Annotated in this window: 20 protein-coding genes; 5 read left to right on the plus strand and 15 right to left on the minus strand. The window is 69.9% G+C overall.

Going from position 1 to position 21,091, the window contains the following annotated elements; genetic code table 11:
• Positions 1–93: 93 nt before the first annotated feature.
• Positions 94–549, plus strand: a complete 456-nt coding sequence (locus tag F1D61_RS22480) for a c-type cytochrome (protein ID WP_348649386.1) — start codon at positions 94–96, stop codon at positions 547–549.
• Positions 550–625: 76 nt separating this feature from the next.
• On the opposite strand, the gene F1D61_RS22485 is transcribed toward F1D61_RS22480, so the two are convergent.
• From F1D61_RS22485 to F1D61_RS22520, 8 genes are all read right to left on the minus strand, one after another.
• On the minus strand, positions 626–1,297 hold the full coding sequence (locus tag F1D61_RS22485; protein WP_203154330.1) for a helix-turn-helix domain-containing protein: 672 nt from the start codon (positions 1,295–1,297) through the stop codon (positions 626–628).
• Between the two features lie 536 nt (positions 1,298–1,833).
• The gene (locus tag F1D61_RS22490) at positions 1,834–2,247 is read right to left on the minus strand and encodes a CBS domain-containing protein (protein ID WP_203154331.1); all 414 of its coding nucleotides are present in this window, start codon (positions 2,245–2,247) and stop codon (positions 1,834–1,836) included.
• Positions 2,248–2,400: 153 nt separating this feature from the next.
• Entirely contained in the window at positions 2,401–3,063 is a 663-nt protein-coding gene (locus F1D61_RS22495; RefSeq protein ID WP_203154332.1) for a glutathione S-transferase family protein, read from the minus strand.
• Between the two features lie 711 nt (positions 3,064–3,774).
• Positions 3,775–5,388, minus strand: coding sequence for an acyl-CoA synthetase (locus F1D61_RS22500; protein WP_203154333.1), 1,614 nt, complete (start codon positions 5,386–5,388; stop codon positions 3,775–3,777).
• Between the two features lie 326 nt (positions 5,389–5,714).
• Positions 5,715–6,539: a carbohydrate ABC transporter permease gene (locus tag F1D61_RS22505; protein WP_203154334.1), complete on the minus strand. Its 825-nt coding sequence runs from the start codon at positions 6,537–6,539 to the stop codon at positions 5,715–5,717.
• Positions 6,536–7,471 carry a carbohydrate ABC transporter permease gene (locus F1D61_RS22510; protein ID WP_203154335.1) on the minus strand — a complete coding sequence of 312 codons (936 nt, stop codon included), beginning with the start codon at positions 7,469–7,471 and terminating at the stop codon, positions 6,536–6,538. The genes F1D61_RS22505 and F1D61_RS22510 overlap by 4 nt, the downstream gene beginning before the upstream one ends.
• Positions 7,471–8,730 (minus strand): ABC transporter substrate-binding protein, encoded by a 1,260-nt coding sequence (locus F1D61_RS22515; RefSeq protein WP_246775477.1) that lies wholly within the window; start codon positions 8,728–8,730, stop codon positions 7,471–7,473. Before F1D61_RS22515 ends, F1D61_RS22510 begins: the two co-directional genes overlap by 1 nt.
• Positions 8,731–9,027: 297 nt before the next feature.
• Positions 9,028–10,176 carry a sensor histidine kinase gene (locus F1D61_RS22520; RefSeq protein ID WP_203154337.1) on the minus strand — a complete coding sequence of 383 codons (1,149 nt, stop codon included), beginning with the start codon at positions 10,174–10,176 and terminating at the stop codon, positions 9,028–9,030.
• A 265-nt stretch (positions 10,177–10,441) separates the two neighbouring features.
• Here F1D61_RS22520 and F1D61_RS22525 point away from each other — a divergent pair, with 265 nt between their 5' ends.
• The gene (locus tag F1D61_RS22525; RefSeq protein ID WP_203154338.1) at positions 10,442–10,651 is read left to right on the plus strand and encodes a hypothetical protein; all 210 of its coding nucleotides are present in this window, start codon (positions 10,442–10,444) and stop codon (positions 10,649–10,651) included.
• Between the two features lie 4 nt (positions 10,652–10,655).
• On the opposite strand, the gene F1D61_RS22530 is transcribed toward F1D61_RS22525, so the two are convergent.
• A complete protein-coding gene (locus F1D61_RS22530) occupies positions 10,656–11,024 on the minus strand; it encodes a winged helix-turn-helix transcriptional regulator (RefSeq protein ID WP_203154339.1) in 369 nt (122 codons plus the stop codon).
• Between the two features lie 188 nt (positions 11,025–11,212).
• On the opposite strand from F1D61_RS22530, the gene F1D61_RS22535 reads away from it, so the two are divergent.
• Entirely contained in the window at positions 11,213–12,229 is a 1,017-nt protein-coding gene (locus tag F1D61_RS22535; RefSeq protein WP_203154340.1) for a zinc-binding alcohol dehydrogenase family protein, read from the plus strand.
• A 248-nt stretch (positions 12,230–12,477) separates the two neighbouring features.
• On the opposite strand, the gene F1D61_RS22540 is transcribed toward F1D61_RS22535, so the two are convergent.
• The 5 genes from F1D61_RS22540 to F1D61_RS22560 form a co-directional block, all read right to left on the minus strand.
• Complete coding sequence (locus F1D61_RS22540; RefSeq protein ID WP_203154341.1) at positions 12,478–12,912, minus strand: hypothetical protein; 435 nt, start codon at positions 12,910–12,912, stop codon at positions 12,478–12,480.
• A gap of 28 nt (positions 12,913–12,940) precedes the next feature.
• Positions 12,941–13,306, minus strand: coding sequence for a hypothetical protein (locus F1D61_RS22545; RefSeq protein WP_203154342.1), 366 nt, complete (start codon positions 13,304–13,306; stop codon positions 12,941–12,943).
• 85 nt (positions 13,307–13,391) lie between these two features.
• A complete protein-coding gene (locus F1D61_RS22550; protein WP_203154343.1) occupies positions 13,392–13,607 on the minus strand; it encodes a hypothetical protein in 216 nt (71 codons plus the stop codon).
• 129 nt (positions 13,608–13,736) lie between these two features.
• On the minus strand, positions 13,737–14,957 hold the full coding sequence (locus F1D61_RS22555) for an LL-diaminopimelate aminotransferase (RefSeq protein WP_203154344.1): 1,221 nt from the start codon (positions 14,955–14,957) through the stop codon (positions 13,737–13,739).
• 119 nt (positions 14,958–15,076) lie between these two features.
• Positions 15,077–15,349 (minus strand): hypothetical protein, encoded by a 273-nt coding sequence (locus F1D61_RS22560; protein ID WP_246775479.1) that lies wholly within the window; start codon positions 15,347–15,349, stop codon positions 15,077–15,079.
• 254 nt (positions 15,350–15,603) lie between these two features.
• Between F1D61_RS22560 and phaC the strand changes: the two genes are divergently transcribed.
• Positions 15,604–17,412, plus strand: a complete 1,809-nt coding sequence (phaC, locus tag F1D61_RS22565) for a class I poly(R)-hydroxyalkanoic acid synthase (RefSeq protein WP_432443165.1) — start codon at positions 15,604–15,606, stop codon at positions 17,410–17,412.
• Positions 17,413–17,528: 116 nt separating this feature from the next.
• Here the strand turns inward: phaC and F1D61_RS22570 are convergent, their stop codons facing one another.
• Entirely contained in the window at positions 17,529–18,602 is a 1,074-nt protein-coding gene (locus F1D61_RS22570; protein WP_203154346.1) for an alpha/beta fold hydrolase, read from the minus strand.
• Positions 18,603–18,893: 291 nt separating this feature from the next.
• On the opposite strand from F1D61_RS22570, the gene F1D61_RS22575 reads away from it, so the two are divergent.
• Positions 18,894–21,080, plus strand: coding sequence for a cation:proton antiporter (locus F1D61_RS22575; RefSeq protein WP_203154347.1), 2,187 nt, complete (start codon positions 18,894–18,896; stop codon positions 21,078–21,080).
• Positions 21,081–21,091: the final 11 nt, after the last annotated feature.

A 21,091-nucleotide genomic window follows, 5' to 3' on the forward strand; every position in this document is an offset into this window, starting at 1 on the left:
GGAGCGGCCAGCCGCGTGAGGCGGACGGGGCCGTGCGGTCCCAGCCATGACCCACGGCGAGGAGCGGAATAGATGACCGTCCGAAATCGCGCCGTGTCACGCAGAGCCCGGGCCGGCCTCGTCCTGTCCTGCGCGCTCCTGCTCTCGGCCTGCGCGGACGACGACGGCGCGGCGCGGCGGCGCATGCTCGGCGAGCATCCGGGTCTCGAAGCGGCGTTGCGCGTCGCCGATCCGCGCCGGGGCGGCCGCCTCTTCGGGCAATGCGCCGCCTGCCACACGGTCGGCCCCGGCGCCGGCGACCGCAACGGTCCCAACCTCTTCGACGTGATGAACAAGCCGGTCGCGAGCAACAGCCCGCGCTACGGCTACACGGCGGCGCTGGGCGCCCTGGGCGGCACCTGGACGCCGGAGGCGATGGACCGCTGGCTCGCCGATCCGGGCAAGGTCGCGCCCGGCACGCGCATGCGCTTCGGGGGCCTTGCCGATCCGCTGGATCGGGCGGACGTCATCGCCTACCTGCAATCGCAATCGGCAGCCTCGGCGCGGTGACGGGCGCGGGTCCTGTCCGGCCGTTCGAGACGCGTCCGGCCGGCCCTGCCGCGGCGGCGCCGATCGTTGCGGGCCGTCACGCATTCAGGCGGCGGAGCGCCGCCTTGTCCCGGAGCAGGACGGTGCGGCGATGGGCCGGCAGCGCGATGACCCCGTCCCGCTCCAGCCGGGTCAGGGTGCGCGAGACGCTCTCGATCGTCAGGCCGAGATGGTCGGCGATGTCGGTCCGCGACATCGGCAGCGCGATTGCGCCGTCCGTCCCGGCCCGCTCCGCGAGACCGAGGAGGAAGCTCGCGACGCGCTCACGCGCCGACTTGCGGCCGAGCAGCATCATGTGATCCTGCGCCCGCTCCAGCGCCCGCAGCATCGCCGCCACCACCTCCTGGGCGAGCGCCCCGGCCCCTCCGGTCAGCGCCTCGCGGTCGCCGCGACGGAAGGCGGCGAGCGTGGTGCCGGTGAGCGCGTCGGCGCCGGTCCGCCGCTCGGCGCCGGCCTCGAGGCCGAAGATGTCGCCCGGCAGGTGGAAGCCGTCGATCTGCCGGCGTCCGTCGCTCAGGAGCCGGTAGGTCCGCACCGCGCCGGACACGACCTTGTAGAAATGCACCACGCGGTCGCCCTCGGCGTAGATCTCCTCCCCGGCCTCGAAGCGGCGGCGCGTGCCGGCGTCCGTGCCGTCCTGCCGGCTCCGGAGGGCTGGCGCGGCCTCGAACACGGGGCCGAGGCCGGCGGTGGCGAGCGCGAGCTGCATGGGGATCCCTCGTCCGGGTAGCGTGCGACGACAGGGTTACGGCAGCGGGGAATGGCGCGACATTCCGGTCCAGCGCGTAAGGGATTTCCCTTAGTCCTCAGGCAAGGTTCTCAGGCAAGGTTCTCAGGCAAGGTTCTCAGGCAAGGTTCTCAGGCAAGCGCGGCGAGGGCCGCGTGGGTGCCGGCGAGCGGCGTTCCGTCCTCGAAGGGGTTCTCGCCCACCTGCCGGAAGCCGGCTCGCGCCGCTGCATTTCCTCGGTGACCCGGCCGGTGACCGGGATGGCGGGCGGGCCGACGCGGCGCTCGCGCAGGCGGATGACGAGCGTGGCCCCGTCCATGCCGGCATGCGATGATCGACGACCAGGCAGCCCGCCCCGGCAATCCGGTCTCCCCGAGCAGGTGGGCGGCGTCCCGGGAGAGGCGGACCTCATACCCTTCGAATTCGAGGCACGGTTCCCCGGGGGCCGGTCGCGCCGGCATGACCGCCCCCCGATCGCCGGCCCTACGGGTTCGTCGATCCGTCGCGAACTCTCCCGCTCATCCCGGCACCCCGACGGCGTCGCGCGCGGACGGACCGTCCGGAGCCGGGATGTCGCGCAGCGAGATCACCCCGACCACGTCGTCGCCGCGCATCACCGGCAGGTGCCGGAACCCGCCGTCGATCATCAGCCGGTGGGCTTCCGCCAGGCATGCCCCGGCATCGATCGTCCGCGGATCGGGCGTCATCACCTCCCGCACGAGGGTCAGCATGGGGTCGCGGTGGCCCGCGACGACGCGGATGGCGATGTCCCGCTCGGTAATGATGCCGACGAGGCGCCTGGCTTTCATCACCACGAGGGCACCGATGCCGTAATCGCGCAGGCGATGGCACACGCTCGCGACGGTGAAGCTCCCGCTCACGCCGCGCACGGGACGACCGGCGAGGACGTCGAGGAGGGTTCGGTTGGGCATCGGGCGACCTCACGCGGGGTCGGGGGCGGTCGTCGACGCCCCCGGGCTGGAACGGCCCCCTCGCGGGGGCGGGCCGGCCCTCACGATGCGGCAGGCCGTCCGGCCCGGCCTTGCGCTGGATCAAACGCCGTAAGGGGGCGGTCCGGGCCTGCGTCAGCCGCCCAGGGGCGACGGCACCGGCGACACGCCCTGCGCTTCCGCCGCCGCCCGCTCGGCCGCCAGCGCCCGGGCGTAGGACGGTTCGTTCGTCAGACCCGCCCAGTACGCCTTCGCGAAGTCCGGCAGCTGCTCGCCGAGCCCGGCGAACTCGGCCAGCATCAGGGCGTAGCCGATGCTGATGTCGGCGGCGGTGAAGCGGCCGGCGCAGACGAAGCGGCGATCTCCCAGCACCGCCCCGAAGCCCTTGAGCCGCGACAGGAACCAGCGTGCGTAATCCTCGACGAGGCCGGGATTGCGCCGCTCCGGCGGCTCGAACCGGCCGTAGCGCAGCACCAGGGTCTGCGGGAAGGTCAGGGTCGCCTCGCCAAAATGCAGCGCGTTGAGGTAGCGGCCGTATTCCGCCTCGTCGGGCCGCAATCCGAGTCCGCCGGCGCCGTGGCGCGCCGCAAGATATTCGCAGATCGCCGCCGATTCGGTCATCCGCGTCTCGCCATCCTCGAAGAGCGGGATCGTCCCGAGGGGATTGAGCGCGAAGTACTCCTTGGCATGGACCCGCGGCGGGAACGGCAGCATCGCCAGCTCATAGGGCAGGCCGAGCGCCTCCAGGGCCCAGAGCGGCCGGAACGAGCGGGCGCCGACGCAGTGATGCAGCTTCATGGTGTCACCAGGGGACGGTTGCTGGCCAGGTTTGGAAGGCCTGATCGGCGGGGATGGGTCGATGGTCCAAATGGTCGGTCTGTCGGATGGTCGCGCTTTGAGAGCCATGCCTTTTAAGGTGTCAAATACTTGGATGGTCTGCAAAAATTTACTATCGCGCAGCCAAGCTTGATGGTGCGCCCCGGGACCGAAAGTGCTCCCGATACCAGGGCGCCGATCGAGAGAAGATGGCGCGTCGACATCGGATAAAATAAAGATCATTCACAATAAAAACCACCTTAAAAGGCCTGGCTTTGAGAGATTGTTTGATCGACTCCAGCACTTACCCCCACACACGACCTCATCCTGAGGTGTCAGTCGATTGAAAATCGACTGACCTCGAAGGAGGGCTCTAGGGATCGCGAAGACTTCTGGAGCCCTCCTTCGAGGCTCCTTTCAGTCGCACCTCAGGATGAGGTCGCGAGAGGGATGGGAAAAGGTCGTTGCAGCTAATTTTCGCAAGTCGAACAGGATCTGCTACCCTCCTCGTCGTTCCGCGGCCGCGAAAGCGGAGCCTGAAACCGCGGATGGTTCAGGATCGGGCGGCGATCGTCCCACCTTTCTTGAAACACCGGAGCGTCTGGATTCCGGGCTCCGTTGTCGCGGCCCCGGAATGACCCCGTGTGGTGGAAATGGAGTGCTCACTGGATTTCAGCGTCCAGGTCGGCCGGCTCACGCCCCTCCCCGCTCCCGGAGCGCCCGCCGGATGATCTTCCCCGTCGCGGTCATCGGCAGGTCCTCGACGAAGGCGACGTGGCGCGGGTATTCGTGGGCGGCGAGCCGGGTACGCACGAAGTCCTGGATCGCGCGGGCGAGGTCGGGCGTGCCCTCGACGCCGTTTTTGAGAACGATGAAGGCCTTCACCGCCTCGGTCCGGACCGGGTCGGGCACGCCGACGACGCCGCACAAAGCCACCGCCGGGTGGCGCAGCAGGCAATCCTCGATCTCGCCCGGCCCGATCCGGTAGCCCGACGAGGTGATCACGTCGTCGTCGCGGCCGACGAACCACAGGAAGCCGTCCGGGTCGCGCCGGCCGAGATCGCCGGTGATCAGCCAGTCGCCGATGTACTTCTTCTCCGTCGCCTCGGGGTTCTGCCAGTAACCGAGGAACATCACCGGGTCGGGCCGGCGCACCGCGATGTGACCGGTCGTGCCGTCCGGCACCTCGCGGCCCTCCCCGTCGATGATGCGGACGTCGTGGCCGGGCACCGACTTGCCCATGGCACCGGGCCGGGCCGGGAACAGGTCGGCACAGGACGACACGACGAGGTTGCACTCGGTCTGGCCGTAGAACTCGTTGATCGGCACGCTGAGAACCGTCTCGCCCCAGGCCAGCATCTCCGTCCCCAGGCTCTCGCCGCCGCTGCCGACCGAGCGGAGGTTCAGGCCCGGATAGGGCGCCGCGCGGGTCTGGCGCATCAGCTTCATGGCGGTCGGCGGCAGGAAGACGTTGCGCACCTCCTGCTCGGCCATCAGGCGGAACGCCCCTTCCGGATCGAACTTCTTCGCCCGGTGCGAGACCACCGGCACGCCGTGATGCAGGGCCGGCAGCAGCACGTCGAGGAGGCCGCCGATCCAGGCCCAGTCCGCCGGGGTCCAGAACCGGTCGCCCGGTTGCGGCAGGAAGCGCTGGGGCATCTCGACCCCGGGCAGGTGGCCGAGCAGCACCCGGTGGGCGTGGAGCGCGCCCTTCGGATCGCCGGTGGTGCCGGACGTGTAGATGATGACCGCCGGGTCGTCGGCGGCGGTATCGACCGGCGTGAAGGCGTCCGAGGCTCGCGCGCACAGGGCGTGGAAATCCTCCGCGCCCTCCTCCGCTCCGTCGATGCAGTAGACCCGCTCCAGCGCGGGCAGCGCTTCGCGCAAAGCCGCCAGCAGCACGGCGCCGGCCCGGTCGGTGACGACGGCCCTGGCGCCGCTGTTGCCGAGGCGGTAGCGGAGCGCGTCGGGCCCGAACAGCACGAAGAGCGGGATGGTGACGAGCCCGGCCCGGAAGCCGGTGATATGGGCGATGGCGGTCTCGGGCGATTGCGGCAGCAGCACGCCGATCCGGTCGCCGCGGGCGAGCCCGTGCGCCGTCAGGACGTTGGCGAAGCGGTTCGACAGCCGGCGCAGGTCGTCGAAGCCGTAACGCTGCACGGCGCCGTCATGGTCGAGATGAATCAGCGCGAGCGGGTTGCCCGGGGCGTGCCGGTCGCAGATGTCGGTGCCGATGTTGTAGCGGGCCGGGATCCGCCAGCGGAATTTTTCGAGGAGGTCGGCGTAGCTGTCCGCGCGTTGCAGCATCGGCGTTCCCACCCATCGATCGTCATGGGGACCGTTCGGCGGTCCTTCGATTGAAACGATCGTTCATTCGTTTTTTGGTGTCAACATGGGTGGGGGCGGGATGCGCGACGGGGATAGCAGGAGGGCGCGTGCAATCATGACCCTCACCGCGTCCCATCCGCGCCCTCATCCTGAGGTGTTGGCCGATCCGCGATCGGCTGACCTCGAAGGAGGGCTCCAGGGATCGCGAGACTTCTGGAAGTCTCCTTCGAGGTCAGTCCATCAAGATGGACTGACACCTCAGGATGAGGTCGCGGGTGGGACGGATGGAGGATGAATGATCCCCCTCACCCCCCCTTCACCGCCCCCGCCGTCAGCCCGGCGACGATCTGGCGCTGGGCGACGACCGTCAGGACCAGCACCGGAAGCGTCACGATTAAGGCCGCCGCCGCGAGCGGGCCCCAGCTCAGCTGGTCGAACGAGATCATGTTGTAGACCGCGACCGGCAGGGTCCGGGTCTCGCGCCCGGCGAGCACGATGCCGAAGACGAAGTTGTTCCAGGAGAAGATCACCGCCAGGATCATCGCGACCGCGATGCCCGGCTTGGCGATCGGCAGCGCCACGTAGCGGAAGACCTGCCAGCGGCTGGCGCCGTCGATGACGGCGGCCTCCTCCAGTTCGAGCGGCGTGGTCTCGAAATAGCCGATCATGATCCAGATCACGATCGGCACCGTGACGACGAGGTGGATGATGATCTGCGGCCACAAGGTGCCGAGAAGCCCGAGCCACTGGAACAGCAGGAAGAGCGGGATCAGGTAGGACAGGCCCGGGGTGATGCGGGCGACGAGGATCACCACCGCGGCCTTGGCCGCCTTCATCCGGGCGATGCCGTAGCCCGCCGGCACCCCGACGAGGAGCGCGAGCAGCGTCGCCGTGCCGGTGACCAGCAGGCTGTTGAGGAAGTAGGTCGAGAACCGGTTCGATTCGAGGACGTCGGTGTAGTTCTTCCAGGCGAAGCGCTCGGGGATCAGCACCGGCGGATAGGCGGCGTTGTCGATCTCGTACTTGACCGAGAGCGACAGCATCCAGACGAAGAACAGGATCACCGGCGAGACGATGACGAGGACGGCGAAGAGCAGGGCGGCCTGCTTCAGGAGCCAGCGCCAGTTCATGCCACCGCCCCTTGCGTGCGCTTGCGGACCACCAGCAGGGCGGCGGCGAGCGCGATGATGAGGAGGAAGAACACCACGGCGATCGCCGAGCCGTAGCCGACGTCGTAATAGGCGAAGGCGACGCTGTAGAGGTAGATGTTGATCGTCTCCGATGCCGTGCCCGGCCCTCCTTGCGTGATCGCGAAGATGATGTCGAAGCTCTTCACCGCGTCGATCATCCGGATCATCGCGGCGACGAACAGGAACGGCGCCACCAGCGGCAGGGTGATGTGGCGGAACATCTGCCAGATCGAGGCGCCGTCGATCTGCGCGCTCTCGTAGGGCTCGGTCGGGAGCGCCGCGAGGCCGCCGAGCACGATCAGCATGACGAGCGGGGTCCATTGCCAGGTCTCGACCAGGACCAGCGACGGGATCACGGTCGCCGGATGGAACACCCAGAGCTGGGCCGGAATGCCGACGAGCGAGAGCAGATAGTTCAGCACCCCGAGCTGCGGGTGGAACATCATGGTCCAGACCAGCGCGATGGCGACGGGCGTCGCCATCATCGGCAGGATGAACACGCCGCGCAGGAAGCCGCGCAACGGGAACTTGGCGTGGAACACGCAGGCCGCCAGCGTCCCGAGGACCAGCGGCAGAATCACCGAGAGCGCGGTATAGAGAAGCGTCTGCCACACCGCGTCGAGGAAGCGCGGATCGGTCGGCAGCCGGGTGTAGTTGGAGAGGCCGACGAAGGCCGGCGCGGCGCCGACCTTCCATTCGTGCACGCTCATCCACAGGGTGAAGGCCCACGGAAAGACGATCACCCCGACGACGACGACGAGAGCCGGCACCACGAAGGGCCAGTAGCCCGGGGGGCGCCAGCGGGGAGCGGGCGCGGCCTCGTCGGCCGATGACAGGTCGTCCGCGGGCGATGCGAGGCCGGCCCGCACCATCACGCCTTCTCGCTGCGCTCGAGGATCGGCCGGTACTGCTCGGCCGCCTTCTTCAGCTCGGCCGCCGGGTCGGCCCCCGACAGGGTCGCGGTCACGGCCGAGCCGACGATGTCGCGGAACTCCGCCACCGGCACCACGACGGGCAAGCCGAGCTTGCTGATCTTGGCCGAGCCGATCACCGAATCGAGCCATTCGCGCGGCATCTTCACGCCCTGCTGGACCTCCGCGTCGCTCAGGATCGAGTCGCGGAATGGCACGCCGCCGCCGGCCTGGAGCAGCCGCCCGCCCATCAGCTTCGACACCGCCCATTGGCAGTAGAGGTAGCCGGCCTCCTTCTTGGTGCTCGCCGACGCGACGCCGATGCCGTCGCCGTAGGTGGCCGAGGCGTGGTCCTTCGGGCCCTTGGGCACCACGGCGTAGCCGACCTTGCCGACGACGCGCGAGGCGTTCGGATCCTCCAGCGGCGGCGCCCAGCCGACGCCGTCGAGCCACATCGCCGCCCGGCCCTGCGTGAAGGCGGCCATCGACTCCATCCAGTTGAAGCCGACGACGCCGGGGGGCGCGGTCTTGGTGAGCAGGCGCTGGTAGAGCTTCGTCGCCTCCACGGCCTCCGGGCCGTCGATGAGCAGGTTGCCCTTGTCGTCGAGGAAGCGGCCGCCATAGGCGAGGAAGAATGCGCCCCACAGAGCCATGTTGGCGTTGCGCAGGCCCCGTCCGACGAAGCCGTAGGTGCCGGCCTTCGGGTCGGTCAGCGTCTCGGCCGCCCGCATCATGTCGTCGAAGGTCTCGGGGTAGGCGACGTTCTTCTTCTGGAACAGCTCCTTGTTCCAGTAGAGGATGAAGTAATCGACCGAGAGCGGCAGCGAGCGCATCTCGCCGTTCGGCGTCTTGGCGTATTGCAGGCCGGCGGAACTGAAATCGGCCTCCTTCAGGGACGGCTCGGTCAGGTTCGGGTCCTTCATGAACCCGGAGAGGTCGGCGAGCCAGCCGGCCTTGTCGAACTGGCGCTTCTGGACGTGGTAGCTCAGGTGCACCACGTCGAAGCTCGGCCGGCCCGAGGTCAGCTCGATGACGATCTTCTGGCGCTGCTGCTGCTCGGGGATCACCTCGGAGGAGACCTTGATCCCGGTGAGCGCCGTGAACTCGGCGGCGCTGCGGTGGAGCAGGTCGCCGCGGGGCCCCTTGATCAGGTTGACCTCGAGGGTGGTGCCGGCGTGCTTCTTCCAGTCCACCGCCGCGAAAGCGGGGCGCGCACCCATCAACCCGAGTCCGGCCGCGGCCGCGCCGGAGGCCAGGAGGCTGCGACGGCTCGGGCCGCCGCGAGAAATCTCGCCCATCGTTTCCACCCTTGACGATCCGCCCGGATCTGATGCCCGGGCTTGTTCGAGGCGGGTCCGGTTCTCCGGTCCCCGTGGCGCCGCTTTCGCCCTTGGCGTCGACCCTTGCCGTCGACCCTTGGCGTCGCGAAGCGGCAGCGCTGCCGCGAGCCTAGTGCAAGAGTTGCGGCCGTGGGAAGCGGCTCACCGCGACGGTCCCGAAAAATCCGCCGGGACCGGCTATGCCGACGCGAGATTCACCGTCAGGGAAAAGCAGGCGCCTCCCTGGCCCGTGACCGAGAGTTCGCCGCCGAGCTGGCGGGCCAGCCCGTGGATCACCCGCATGCCGAGGCTGCGGCGTGCGGCGGCCGTATCGAACCCCTCCGGCAGGCCGACGCCGTCATCCGAGACGCTGAGGCGGAACCGCCCCTCGCCCTCCGGCACCGCCGCGACCCGCACCGGGCCGTGGCCGCCGGGATAGGCGTACTTGACCGCGTTGGTGACGAGCTCGTTGACGAACAGCCCCAGCGGGATCGCGAGGTCGGCCGGGATCGGCATCGCGGGGGCCTCGCAGGTGATGGCGTGGCCGGGCGCGCTCTCGCGCAGCTTCTCGCACAGGGAGCCGAGGAAGCCCGACAGCTCCACCGCCGCCAGATCCGGCTGGCGCCAGAGCTGGTCGTGGACCTGCGCCACCGCCTCGACCCGCGAGCGGGCATCCGCCAGGGCGTCGCGGGCCTGCTGGTCCTCGGTGGTGCGGGCCTGGAGCGAGAGCAGGCCGGCCACGGTGGCGAGGCTGTTCTTGACCCGGTGGCTCATCTCGCGGGTGAGCAGCTCCTGGCGGTCGAGGGCGGCCTGGAGGCGGGCTTCCGCGCGCTGACGCTCGATGGCGCCGCCGAGCAGGTTGGCGAAGCCCTGCATGAAGGCGATGTCGGCCTCATCGAACTGGCCCTCGCGGGTGTCATCGACCTCGAGCACGCCGAAATCGCCCTCGCGATTCTGGATCAGCACGTTGAGGGCCCGGCGCACGCCGTGATCGGCCATCAGCTGCGGGGTGCGGAAGCGGCGCTCGTTCTCGAGGTGGTTCGAGATCACCGGTCGCCCGGTCTTGAGGGCGTAGCCCGCCGGAGAGGCGAGGTCGGCCCCCACCAGGGCGTGACCGACCACGTTCGGCCCCCAGCCGACGCCCGCGATGACCAGGAGCGTATCCCGGTCCGGCTTGTATTCCAGCGCCTTGCAGAACTGGGCCGACATCCCGTCCGCGCAGAGTTCCGTGGCGCGCTGCAGCAGCCGGCCGAGATCGTCGGCGCGCAGGGCCTCGACACCGAATTCGGACAGGATCTTCTGCTGCTTCAGGCGGTAATCGAGGTCCGGACGGCTGAGCTCCGCCATCGTCTGATGTCCTGTCCTTTCCCTGCGCGAGAGGCGGGGTCCGTGCTGCCGGGGCTGAGGCCGGCAGCGTGGCCGGACCGATATCCCTGAGTGGGGCCACGTCTGCCGGGGCGGGTCAAGCGCGCAGGCAGGGGGAGCCAGGATGCCGCACGGCACCATCCCCAGGCCCCAGGTTCCTGTATCGCCTTCCGGGCCCGGCCCTGTCGGTGCACCGCGTGCGGCCCATATGATACGGTGCGATGCACAAGACCAGGAGTGCGGAGCCGTGCTGCGCCTCGTCGCCCTCGGGATCATCCTGACCGCCGCCGTAACGATCGTGGTCGGCCTGTTGCGGCCGCCATCGGTCCGGGCACAACAGGAGGAGAGTTCCTGCCGCCCTCCCCTCAAATTCGCCGCCGGTGCCTGCGTGGCGCAATGCCCGGCCGGCTACGAGGATCGCGGACGGGTGTGCGTCTTCCGCAGCCTGTCGCGCTGAACCGTCAGGCCGCGTCGGCCTCCGGCGCCGACATTGCGTGCGCGTCGCCCCAGGCCTTGAGCGCCCGGATCACCGGTTCGAGGCTGCGGCCAAGCGCCGTCAGGCGGTATTCCACGCGCGGCGGCACCTCGGCATAGACGGTGCGATGCAGGAACCCGTCCGCCTCCAATTCGCGCAGCTGGTTGGTCAGCATGCGCTGGGTCACGTTCGGCATCCGGCGGCGCAGGGCGTTGAACCGGAGGGAATCCTCCGGCGCCTCGGCCAGCAGGTGGTAGAGGATCACGCCCTTCCACTTGCCGTCGATGAGTTGCAGCGTCGCCTCGACGGCGCAGCCCGGGCTGCAATCCAGGCTGCGGTGCCGGGTGCGGGCCATCACGGTATCCTTTTCGACACTATGGGCGCTTCATGTGCGTTCTTGCGCAGGCTGAGGGTAGCGGTCATCTGCGCCTCAGTCATCCCTGAGCAGTCCTGCTCGCGCAGGCCCGCCCAGGTTCTCGTTTCGCATCATTCCCTTCGCCGAACCGGTGACCACTTCGGCGAATGATGCAGAGGAGCCCGCCCATGCGCGCCGTCGGTTACCAGACCTCGCTGTCGATCGAGGACGAAGCCGCCCTCCAGGACATCACCCTGCCCCGCCCGGAGCCCACCGGCCGCGACCTTCTCGTCGAGGTCCGGGCGGTGTCGGTGAACCCCGTCGACACCAAGGTGCGCCGCCGTGCCGCCCCGGAGGCCGGTGGCTGGAAGGTCCTGGGCTGGGACGCCGCCGGCATCGTCGTGGCGGCGGGGCCCGAGGCGACGCGGTTCCGCCCCGGTGACGAGGTGTTCTATGCCGGCGCCCTGGAGCGCCCCGGCACCAATGCCGAGTTCCACCTCGTTGACGAGCGCATCGTCGGCCACAAGCCCGCCTCGCTCTCCTTCGCCGAGGCCGCGGCCCTGCCGCTGACCGCGATCACCGCCTGGGAGACGCTGTTCGACCGGCTCGACGTGCGTAAAGTCGTGCCCGGCGCGGCCAAGGCCGTGCTGATCGTCGGCGGGGCCGGCGGCGTCGGCTCGATCGCGACGCAGCTGGCGCGTCAGCTCACCGACCTCACTGTCATCACGACCGCCTCGCGGCCGGAGACGCAGGCGTGGAGCCGGGAACTCGGCGCCCATCACGTGGTCGATCACGGAGCTTCGCTGGCGCAGGCCGTGGCGGATCTCGGCCTCGGCGCCCCGGGCCTGGTCTTCTCGACCACCCACACCGACAGCCACCTCGCGGCGATCGTCGAGTTGATGGCGCCCCAAGGGCGGCTCGCGCTGATCGACGACCCGGCGACGCTCGACGTGTCGCTCCTCAAGCGCAAGAGCCTGTCGCTGCACTGGGAGTTCATGTTCACCCGACCGATGTTCGGCACCGTCGACATCGGGGCGCAGGGTGAGTTGCTGGACGAGGTGGCACGCCTCGTCGAGGCCGGGCGCTTGCGCACGACGCTCGCCGAGCATTTCGGCCCGATCAACGCCGCGAACCTGCGCCGGGCGCACGCGCTCCTGGAGAGCGGGCGGGCGAAGGGGAAAATCGTGCTGGAAGGGTTTGCTTGAGGAGCGGCCCAGGTCGAAGCGCGATCGTCCAGATCACGTCCAGCGCTTGACCGACGGCCCCACCTCACAGGGGCATCCCGGGGCCGCGCAGCGGCGCCCGGGATCCAGAGCCGCCGAGTGTCCAGAATACGGCGGATCGCGTTACGATTGATCCTGTCCCACCTGCGGTTCTGGATTCCGGGCTCCGCTGCGCGGCCCCGGAATGACCAGGAGGGTGGACGGTTTTACTGAGCAAGTTGCACGAACCGTCAGCGCATCACCTGCCGATACGCCCGGTGCATCTTCGCCTTGGCATGATGCCGGTGCTTCACCCGCACGCTCCGCACCCGTGGGGCATACTCGCGCTCGCCGTAGTAACCCGCCGGCGCGTAGCCGTAGCCCGGGTTCTGGTACTGGTAGGCGCGAACCGGCCGCATCGGGGCCTGGATCGCGTCGTAGGGCCCGTGCCCCGTGCGCGCCCGATAGGCGGCGCCGGCGAAGTCGCCCGGGGTCGGCGGGGTGCCGGGCTGCGAGAAGCTGGTCTCGGGCCGGTAGGCCGGGCCCCAGCCGATCTCGTCGTCGCCGGCCGGGTCCTTGCCCGGGAAGCCGGTGACGTAGCCGACGCTCTGGGCGGCGGCCGGCAGAGCCGCCGCGAGGGTGGCGAGGCCGGCGAAAAGGCCCGCCGCGAGGAGGCGCGTACGCATGGGACGTTTCCTTCGTTGGGGGTGAGGATCAGTAGGCCCGGCCGCCGAGGACGTAATCGGCCATGCGGTGCGGGCGGTCGAGCGGGCCTTCGCTGAGGCTGTCGTTGTAGTAGCCGTAGCCGGTCGGCCCGAAGGCGGCGCCGTTGGTGACGGCGGCGATCGGCACGGCACGGATCGCCACCAGGCCGCTCGGGCCAGCGGGCAGCGGCCCGACGATGACGCCGGGCGAGACCTGAAGAACGGTGGGGCCGGGCGCGGCGGCGCGGTTGTAGATGTCGGGCGCGACGGCCGGCGGGCGCACCCGAACCGCGAGGGGCGCTTGCGCGAGGGCCGGGCCCGAAAAGCAGGCCAGGGCTGCGAGCGGCGGGATGAGACGACGGACCACGCGGGGCATCCTCCGGTGACGGATGCCGGTTAACGCATGGGGAGCGGCGCCCGGTTCCGAGGGCGCGGCGACCTGTCCGGGTGTGGGGTGCGCGTCAGCCCTTGGTGCGGATCACGACCTCGCGCTCGCGCCGGATCCGCTCGCACTCGGCCCAGTAGCCGTTGAGGAGCGCCGGGGTCGAGGAGCAGCGATAGGCGATGTCGGGGCCCGGGGCCGGGACGGGGTCGCGTGCGATGATCGGGTTCGGCGCGCAGGCGGCCGGCAGGGCGGCCGCGGCGGCGAGAACGACGAACTTCAGCGAGCGACGCATCGGATACCCTGAGGGTGAAGCCAAACCTTGGCCGCACCCTGACGCCGCACGAGGCCCGGATCAACCCGGAGGGCGGCCGGGGACGCGATTGCGCCTCCCCTGTCGCCCCCCGGCCACAAGTTTTTCGCCTCAGCCGACCTTCTGCATCGGCACGATGTTGTGCAGCGTGCGGTCGGCGTTGTCGAAGAAGCGGCGGATGTTGCGGGCCGCCTGGCGGATGCGCTGCTCGTTCTCGACCAGCGCGATCCGCACGTAATCGTCGCCGTGCTCGCCGAAGCCGATGCCCGGAGCCACCGCCACGTCGGCCTTCTCGACCAGGAGCTTCGAGAATTCGAGGCTGCCGAGGCTCCGGAACCGCTCCGGGATCGGCACCCAGGCGAACATCGAGGCGGACGGCACCGGGATGTCCCAGCCGGTCTTCTGGAAGGCATCGACCATCGCGTCGCGGCGGCGGCGATAGGTGGCGCGCATCTCGTGGATGCAGTCCTCCGGGCCGTTGAGGGCGGCAGTGGCGGCGACCTGGATCGGCGTGAAGGCGCCGTAGTCGAGGTAGGACTTCACCCGGGTGAGCGCCGCCAGCAGCCGCTCGTTGCCGACGGCAAAGCCCATCCGCCAGCCGGCCATCGAGAAGGTCTTGGACAGGGAGGTGAACTCCACCGCCACGTCGATCGCGCCCGGCACCTGCAGGACCGAGGGCGGCGGGTTGTCGTCGTCGAAATAGACCTCGGCATAGGCGAGGTCGGAGAGCAGGATCAGCTCGTGCTTCTTCGCGAAGGCGACGAGGTCGCGGTAGAAGTCGAGGGAGGCGACGTAGGCGGTCGGGTTCGAGGGGTAGCAGACCACCATCGCCACGGGCTTGGGGATCGAGTGCTGCATCGCCCGCTCGGCCGCCGGGAAGAAGGCGGGGGTCGGCTCGGCGGGGACCGAGCGGACCACGCCGCCCGCCATCAGGAAGCCGAAGGCGTGGATCGGGTAGCTCGGGTTGGGCACCAGCACCACGTCGCCCGGCGCCGTGATGGCCTGCGCCATGTTGGCGAAGCCCTCCTTGGAGCCGAGCGTCGCCACGACCTGCGTGTCGGGGTTGAGCGAGACGCCGAAGCGGCGCTGGTAGTAGTTCGCCTGGGCGCGGCGCAGGCCTGCGATGCCCTTCGAGGCCGAGTAGCGGTCGGTGCGCGGCTTGCCGGCGGTCTCGACCAGCTTCTCGATCACGTGGCGGGGCGCCTCGAGGTCCGGGTTGCCCATCCCGAGGTCGATGATGTCGGCGCCGTTGGCGCGGGCGGCGGCCTTGATCCGGTTGACCTGCTCGAAGACGTAGGGGGGCAGTCGCTTGATGCGGTGAAAATCGGTCATGGCCGGGTCCTGGATCGGCGCCGCCGCTGCGACGCGCGTGTCACAGATGCTGTCTAGAAGGGTTTTGGGGCGAGAGGAAGTTCGGGCGCCCGAACTTGCGTCACTCGCCCGGCGGGACCTTAGTTGGAGGGGGCTTGCGGCGGAGCCGGCGGCTTGACCGCGCCGCCGACCTTGGCGGCGTCGCGGCCCCGGACCTCGTTGCGCTGGCGGCTGGCGTCGAGCTCGGCCTCGAGCTGCTTCACCCCGGCGGCCGACTTGGCACGAGTCTCGCGGGGCGGGGCCGACTCGCCGACCGGCAGGAAGTCTCCGTTTCCGCGCCGGGACCGGGTCACGAAGTCCGGCGCCGCGACCTCCTTGGGGCCGAAACCCGCCGACTTGGCGGCGTCGCGCACCCCGGCGCCGTCGAGGACGCAACCGCCGGTGGAAAGAATGACCGCAAGGCAGACCAAGCATGTTGCAGTGCAACGAAGGGTGGGCGAAAGAGCGGGGAACGCGGGCATGACGTGAGGGGAACCTTGCGCGAGAGCACCGTGGCGATGAGGAAACCCGGTCCGGTCATCTGGCGGAACCGGCGGTTTGCGACGATATTTTGTCCGAAAGGCGGCTTGCTGCGGCGGGCCGTCGATAATGAGGGAGGAGAACGCGCGTGACATCTGAGAGGAGCACGGCGCCGGGTGCGCAGAGTCCGATCGCGGACGTGGAGGTCCTGTCGCGCAATGCGGGCCTGATGACCGAGCAGTTCAGCCGGGCGCTCGCCGCCTACGCCAAGCCCCTCGAGGCGGGCAAGCCGAACACGGCGCTCGCCGACTCGGTGACGGAAGTCGTGCGCACGCTCGGGACCGTGGCCGAGAAGTGGTTCACCGATCCCCAGAAGGCGCTGGAGGCCCAGAGCCTGATCGGCGGGCAGTTCCTGGCCCTGTGGGGCTCGACCCTCCAGCGCATGCAGGGCGAGACCGTGACGCCGGTCGCCCTGCCCGACCCCAAGGACAAGCGCTTCGCCGCCCCCGAATGGACGACGAACCCGGTCTTCGACTTCCTCAAGCAGGGCTACCTGATCACCAGCCGCTGGGCCGAGGTGCTGGTCGACGAGGCCGAGGGGCTCGACGACCATACCCGCGCCAAGGCGCAGTTCTATGTCCGGCAGATCTCCGGCGCGATGTCGCCGTCGAACTTCGTGGCGACCAACCCCGAACTCATCCGCGAGACCTTCCGGGAGAACGGCGCCAACCTCGTGCGCGGCATGAAGATGCTGGCCGAGGACGTCGAGGCCGGCGGCGGCGAATTGCGCGTGCGCCAGACCGACCAGGGCCAGTTCAAGGTCGGGGTCAATATGGCCAACACCCCGGGCGAGGTGGTGTTCCGCAACGACCTGATCGAGCTGATCCAGTACGCGCCGCAGACCGACACGGTCTTCAAGCGCCCGCTCCTGATCGTGCCGCCCTGGATCAACAAGTTCTACATCCTCGATCTGAACAAGGACAAGAGCTACATCGGCTGGGCGGTCGCCCAGGGCCTGACGGTGTTCGTGATCTCCTGGGTCAACCCGGATGCGCGCCACGCCTCGAAGGATTTCGAGAGCTACATGCGCGAGGGCATCTTCTCGGCCCTGGAGGCGATCGAGCAGGCGACCGGCGAGCGCCAGGTCTCGGCGGTGGGCTACTGCGTCGGCGGGACGCTGCTCGCCGTCAGCCTCGCCTACATGGCGGCGGTGGGCGACGACCGCATCGCGAGCAGCACCTTCCTGACCACCCAGGTCGACTTCACCCATGCCGGCGACCTGAAGGTCTTCGTCGACGAGGCGCAGATCCGCTCGATCGAATCCGGCATGAAGGACCGCGGCTACCTCGAAGGCGCCAAGATGGCCAACGCCTTCAACATGCTGCGGCCGAACGACCTGATCTGGCCCTACGTCGTCAACAACTACCTGAAGGGCAAGGCGCCGCTGCCCTTCGACCTCCTGTACTGGAACTCCGACGCGACCCGGATGCCGGCCGCCAACCACTCGTTCTACTTGCGCAACTGCTACCTCGACAACAAGCTGTCGCGCGGCGAGATGGTGCTCGGCAACGTGCGCCTCGACCTCGGCAAGGTGACGGTGCCGGTGTTCAACCTCGCGACGCGGGAAGACCACATCGCCCCGGCCCTCTCGGTCTTCGAGGGCTGCCGTGCCTTCGGCGGCTCGGTCGACTACGTGCTGGCGGGTTCCGGCCACATCGCCGGCGTGGTCAACCCGCCGGCCAAGCCCAAATACGGGTACTGGACCGGCGGGCCGGCCCACGGCACGCTCCAGGACTGGATCGCGGCTGCGACCGAGCACAAGGGCTCGTGGTGGCCCTACTGGCTGAGCTGGCTCGAATACCAGAATTCCGAGCGGGTGCCGGCGCGCCAGCCCGGCGGCGGGGTGCTGCCGTCTCTGGGCGCGGCGCCGGGGACCTACGTGCTCGAGAAGGCGTGAGATGAGAAGAGAGCCCCCGGGAGTGGTCCCGGGGGCTCTCTTCCAAAACGACGTGAAGGATATCGATACGGCTGCGCCAATCGACGGGACTTCGGGACCGAAGACCCGCCGACGACCTAGATCGCGCGCTTCGGCGCGGCCTGCAGGAAATCCTGGAGCTGCTGCTTGTAGAACCGGGCGAAGGCCGTGGTGCCGTGCCCGGTGGTCTCGGCGCTGGCCGGGATCAGGTAGAGGCGCCCGGTCTTCAGCCGCTTCATTTCGCGCTCCATGATCCCCGTCTCGGGCGGGTTGCGCTCGTCATCCGCCGAGTTGATCGCCAGGACGGGCGCTTCGATCGTCTCGAGGCCCGGGGAGGGATTGTAGCCGCGCGACGAATCCCACTGGTAGATGTAGTCGTTGGCATCCGCGCTGAACGGCTGGTTCAGGCGCGCATCCACCAGCTTGTCGGCCAGCGCCCCGGTCGGCGCCTGCTTCTGCAGGGCGAGCGTGCCGCCGCTGGTGGCCAGGGCGAAGAACACGTTGGCGACCCGCAGGGATGGCGGCTGCGTCGTGTACTCGCCGTTCGCGTAGGCCGGGTCGCGCCGGATGGTCTCGGTCAGCAGCCGGCGCATGATCCAGTTGCGGCTTCCCATCTCGCTCGGTTGCGCCGCCATCGGGACGAGGGCGTCCATGTACCCGGGATGCTTCACGCCCAGGATCCAGGCATGCATCCCGCCCATCGAGTTGCCGATGACCAGGCGGACGTGGTTGAGGCCGAGATGCTCCTTGAGCAGCCGGTACTGCGCCTCCGCCATGTCGTCGTAGTTGTAGCGCGGGAACTTCGCCTTCAATCCGTCCGACGGCTTGGACGATCGTCCGTGGCCGATCGCGTCCGGGATGACGATGTAATACTTGGCCGCGTCGAGCGGCTGGCCGGGGCCGAACAGCTCGCCGGCGAATCCCGGCGTCAGCATGCTGGCGGCCGAGCCGGTGGTGCCGTGCAGGACGACCACCGGTTCTCCCTTCGGATCCCCGATCGTGGTGTAGTGCAGGCGCAGCTCCGGCAGGACGTCGCCGGTGTGGAACTTGAAGTCCTTGATCGTCCAGTCGCCTTCCTTGGGCGCCGGGTAGTCGGCGGCGAGGGCCGCGAGGGCGATCAGCGACAGGGCCGCGCCCGCTGCCGCGGTGCGCAGCAGCCTCAAGGCTCGCATGGGGTTTCCTCCGCAAAATCGTTTGTTGTTGGAAGAGCGCCGGGTGACCGCCCTGGCGAGGATCGGGCTCCCGGCTCGTACAGGCAACGGGCAACGGGCAACGAGCAACGAGCAACGAGCAACGGGCGCTTGCCCTCGCCGACCGCCTTGACGGTGTTTCAGGAACCGGTCAAGCGCGCCCCGGTTGACGCTCGCTCGAAGCGAGAGGACACGAGAGACCCGCGTGCGAGAAACCAGCGTCCCTGCGTCCTCCCCTCACCCCGGGCTTCTCCTCCCGACGGGCTCGGCCGCATGAGGACGGCGCTCCTCGTCGTCGCGCTGCTCGCCGCCGGCACCGCCCACGCCGCCGGAATCGGCTCGGGCGGCGGCCCGTCCGAGGTGGTGCTCGTCGTCCAGATCGTCCTGCTCCTCACCGTCGGGCGCCTGCTCGGCGAGGCGATGCTGCGGATCGGGCAGCCGGCGGTGATGGGCCAGCTCTTGGCCGGCATCCTGCTCGGCCCCTCCTTCCTCGGGGCTTTGTGGCCGGACGCGCAACATTGGCTGTTTCCGCCCGGCCGCGACCAGAAGGCGCTCCTCGACGGCATCGCCCAGCTCGGCATCCTGCTCCTGCTGCTGATGACCGGCATGGAGACCGACCTCGCCCTGGTGCGCAAGGTCCGGCGCGCGGCGCTCAGCGTCTCGGTCACCGGCGTCGCGGTGCCGTTCGGCTGCGGCTTCCTGCTCGGCTGGTTCCTGCCCGAGGCGATGCTGCCGCATCCGGAACTGCGCCTCGTCACCGCGCTCTTCCTCGGCACCGCGCTCGCGATCTCGTCGGTCAAGATCGTCGCCATGGTGGTGCGCGAGATGAACTTCCTGCGCCGCAACGTCGGCCAGGTCATCGTCGCCTCGGCGATCATCGACGACACGATCGGCTGGGTCATCATCGCGGTCATCTTCAGCCTGGCGCAGGCCGGCACGATCGACCCGTGGGAGGTCGGCCGCAGCCTTGCCGGCACCCTGGCCTTCCTCGGGCTCAGCCTCACGGTCGGGCGCCGCCTCGTCTTCTGGCTGATCCGCTGGGCCAACGACTCGCTGCGCAGCGAGGCCGCGGTGATCACCGCGATCCTGGTGCTGATGGGGGTGCTGGCGCTGATCACGCAGGCCATCGGCGTGCATACGGTGCTCGGCGCCTTCGTGGCCGGCCTTCTCGTCGGCCAGTCTCCGATCCTGACGAAGCGCATCGACGAGCAGCTGCGCGGCGTCGTCACCGCCCTGTTCGCGCCGATCTTCTTCGGGCTCGCCGGCCTGAGCGCCGACCTCACCATCCTGCGCGACCCCCGCCTCCTGCTCCTCACCCTCGGGCTCATCGCCATCGCGAGCCTCGGCAAGTTCGCCGGCGCCTTCGCGGGCGGGCTGCTCGGGGGCCTGCGGCGGTCGGAATCCCTGGCGCTCGCCTGCGGCATGAATGCCCGCGGCTCGACCGAGGTGATCGTCGCCTCGATCGGGCTCGGCATGGGGGCGCTGAGCCAGGACCTGTTCACGATGATCGTCGCCATGGCGTTGATCACCACCCTGGCGATGCCGCCGACCCTGCGCTGGGCGCTCCACCGCCTGCCGCTCAAGGGCGAGGAGAAGGAGCGGCTGGAGCGCGAGGCGGCGGAGGAGAGCGGCTTCGTCGCCAATCTCGAACGCCTGCTCGTCGCCGCCGATGACGGCCCGAAGGGTCGCTTCGCCGCGCGGCTCGCCGGCCTCGTCGCCGGCTCGCGCGGCATGCCGGTCACGGTGGTGCGGCTGGGCGCCGCGACGGACGAGGCCGTCCTGTCGGGCGCGGTGACGGAGGCGGCGCGGGGCGCCCGGCAGGGAACGGACGACGAGGACGCCGCGGCGGTCGAGGTGACGGAACTCGCCCGCGAGGCGCCCGCCGCGGAGGTCGTGGGCGAGGAGGCCGCCAAGGGCTACGATCTCCTGATCGTCGGCATCGATCCGACGGTGGCGCCCGATGGCGGGCTCGCCGACGCGGTGGCGCAGGCCGCGGAGCGCTTCGACGGACCGCTCGCCATCACGGCGGCGCGGGGGTCGCACAGCCGGGACCCGGAGCGGGCCGCCCTGTCGGTCCTGGCGGTGATCGACGGCACCCGGGCCGCCCGGCGCGGCGCCGAGATCGCCGTGACCCTGGCCCGCGGCGCGAGTGCGCCGTTGACGGTGCTGTTCCTCTCGCAGGCCGCCGGGACCCGGCGCCTCACCGGTTTGGCCCAAGGCGATTCGGAGGCGCTGCGCGACGTGCTCGATCTCGCCGAGCAGGCGGGCCTACGGGTGCGGACGCAGGTGCGCGCCACGCGGGCGCTCGAGCGCGAGATCCTGCGCCAGGCCCGGGCCGGCGATCACGACTTGATCGTGATGGGGGTCACCCGCCGTTCCGGCGAGGGGGCGGCCTTCGGCCCCCTGGCGGAAACGGTGCTGGAGGCGTCCGACCGGTCGGTGCTGTTTCTGGCGAGCTGAAAACCTGTTTG

The sequence above is a fragment of the Methylobacterium aquaticum genome (assembly GCF_016804325.1).
Classification (GTDB): Bacteria; Pseudomonadota; Alphaproteobacteria; order Rhizobiales; family Beijerinckiaceae; genus Methylobacterium; species Methylobacterium aquaticum_C.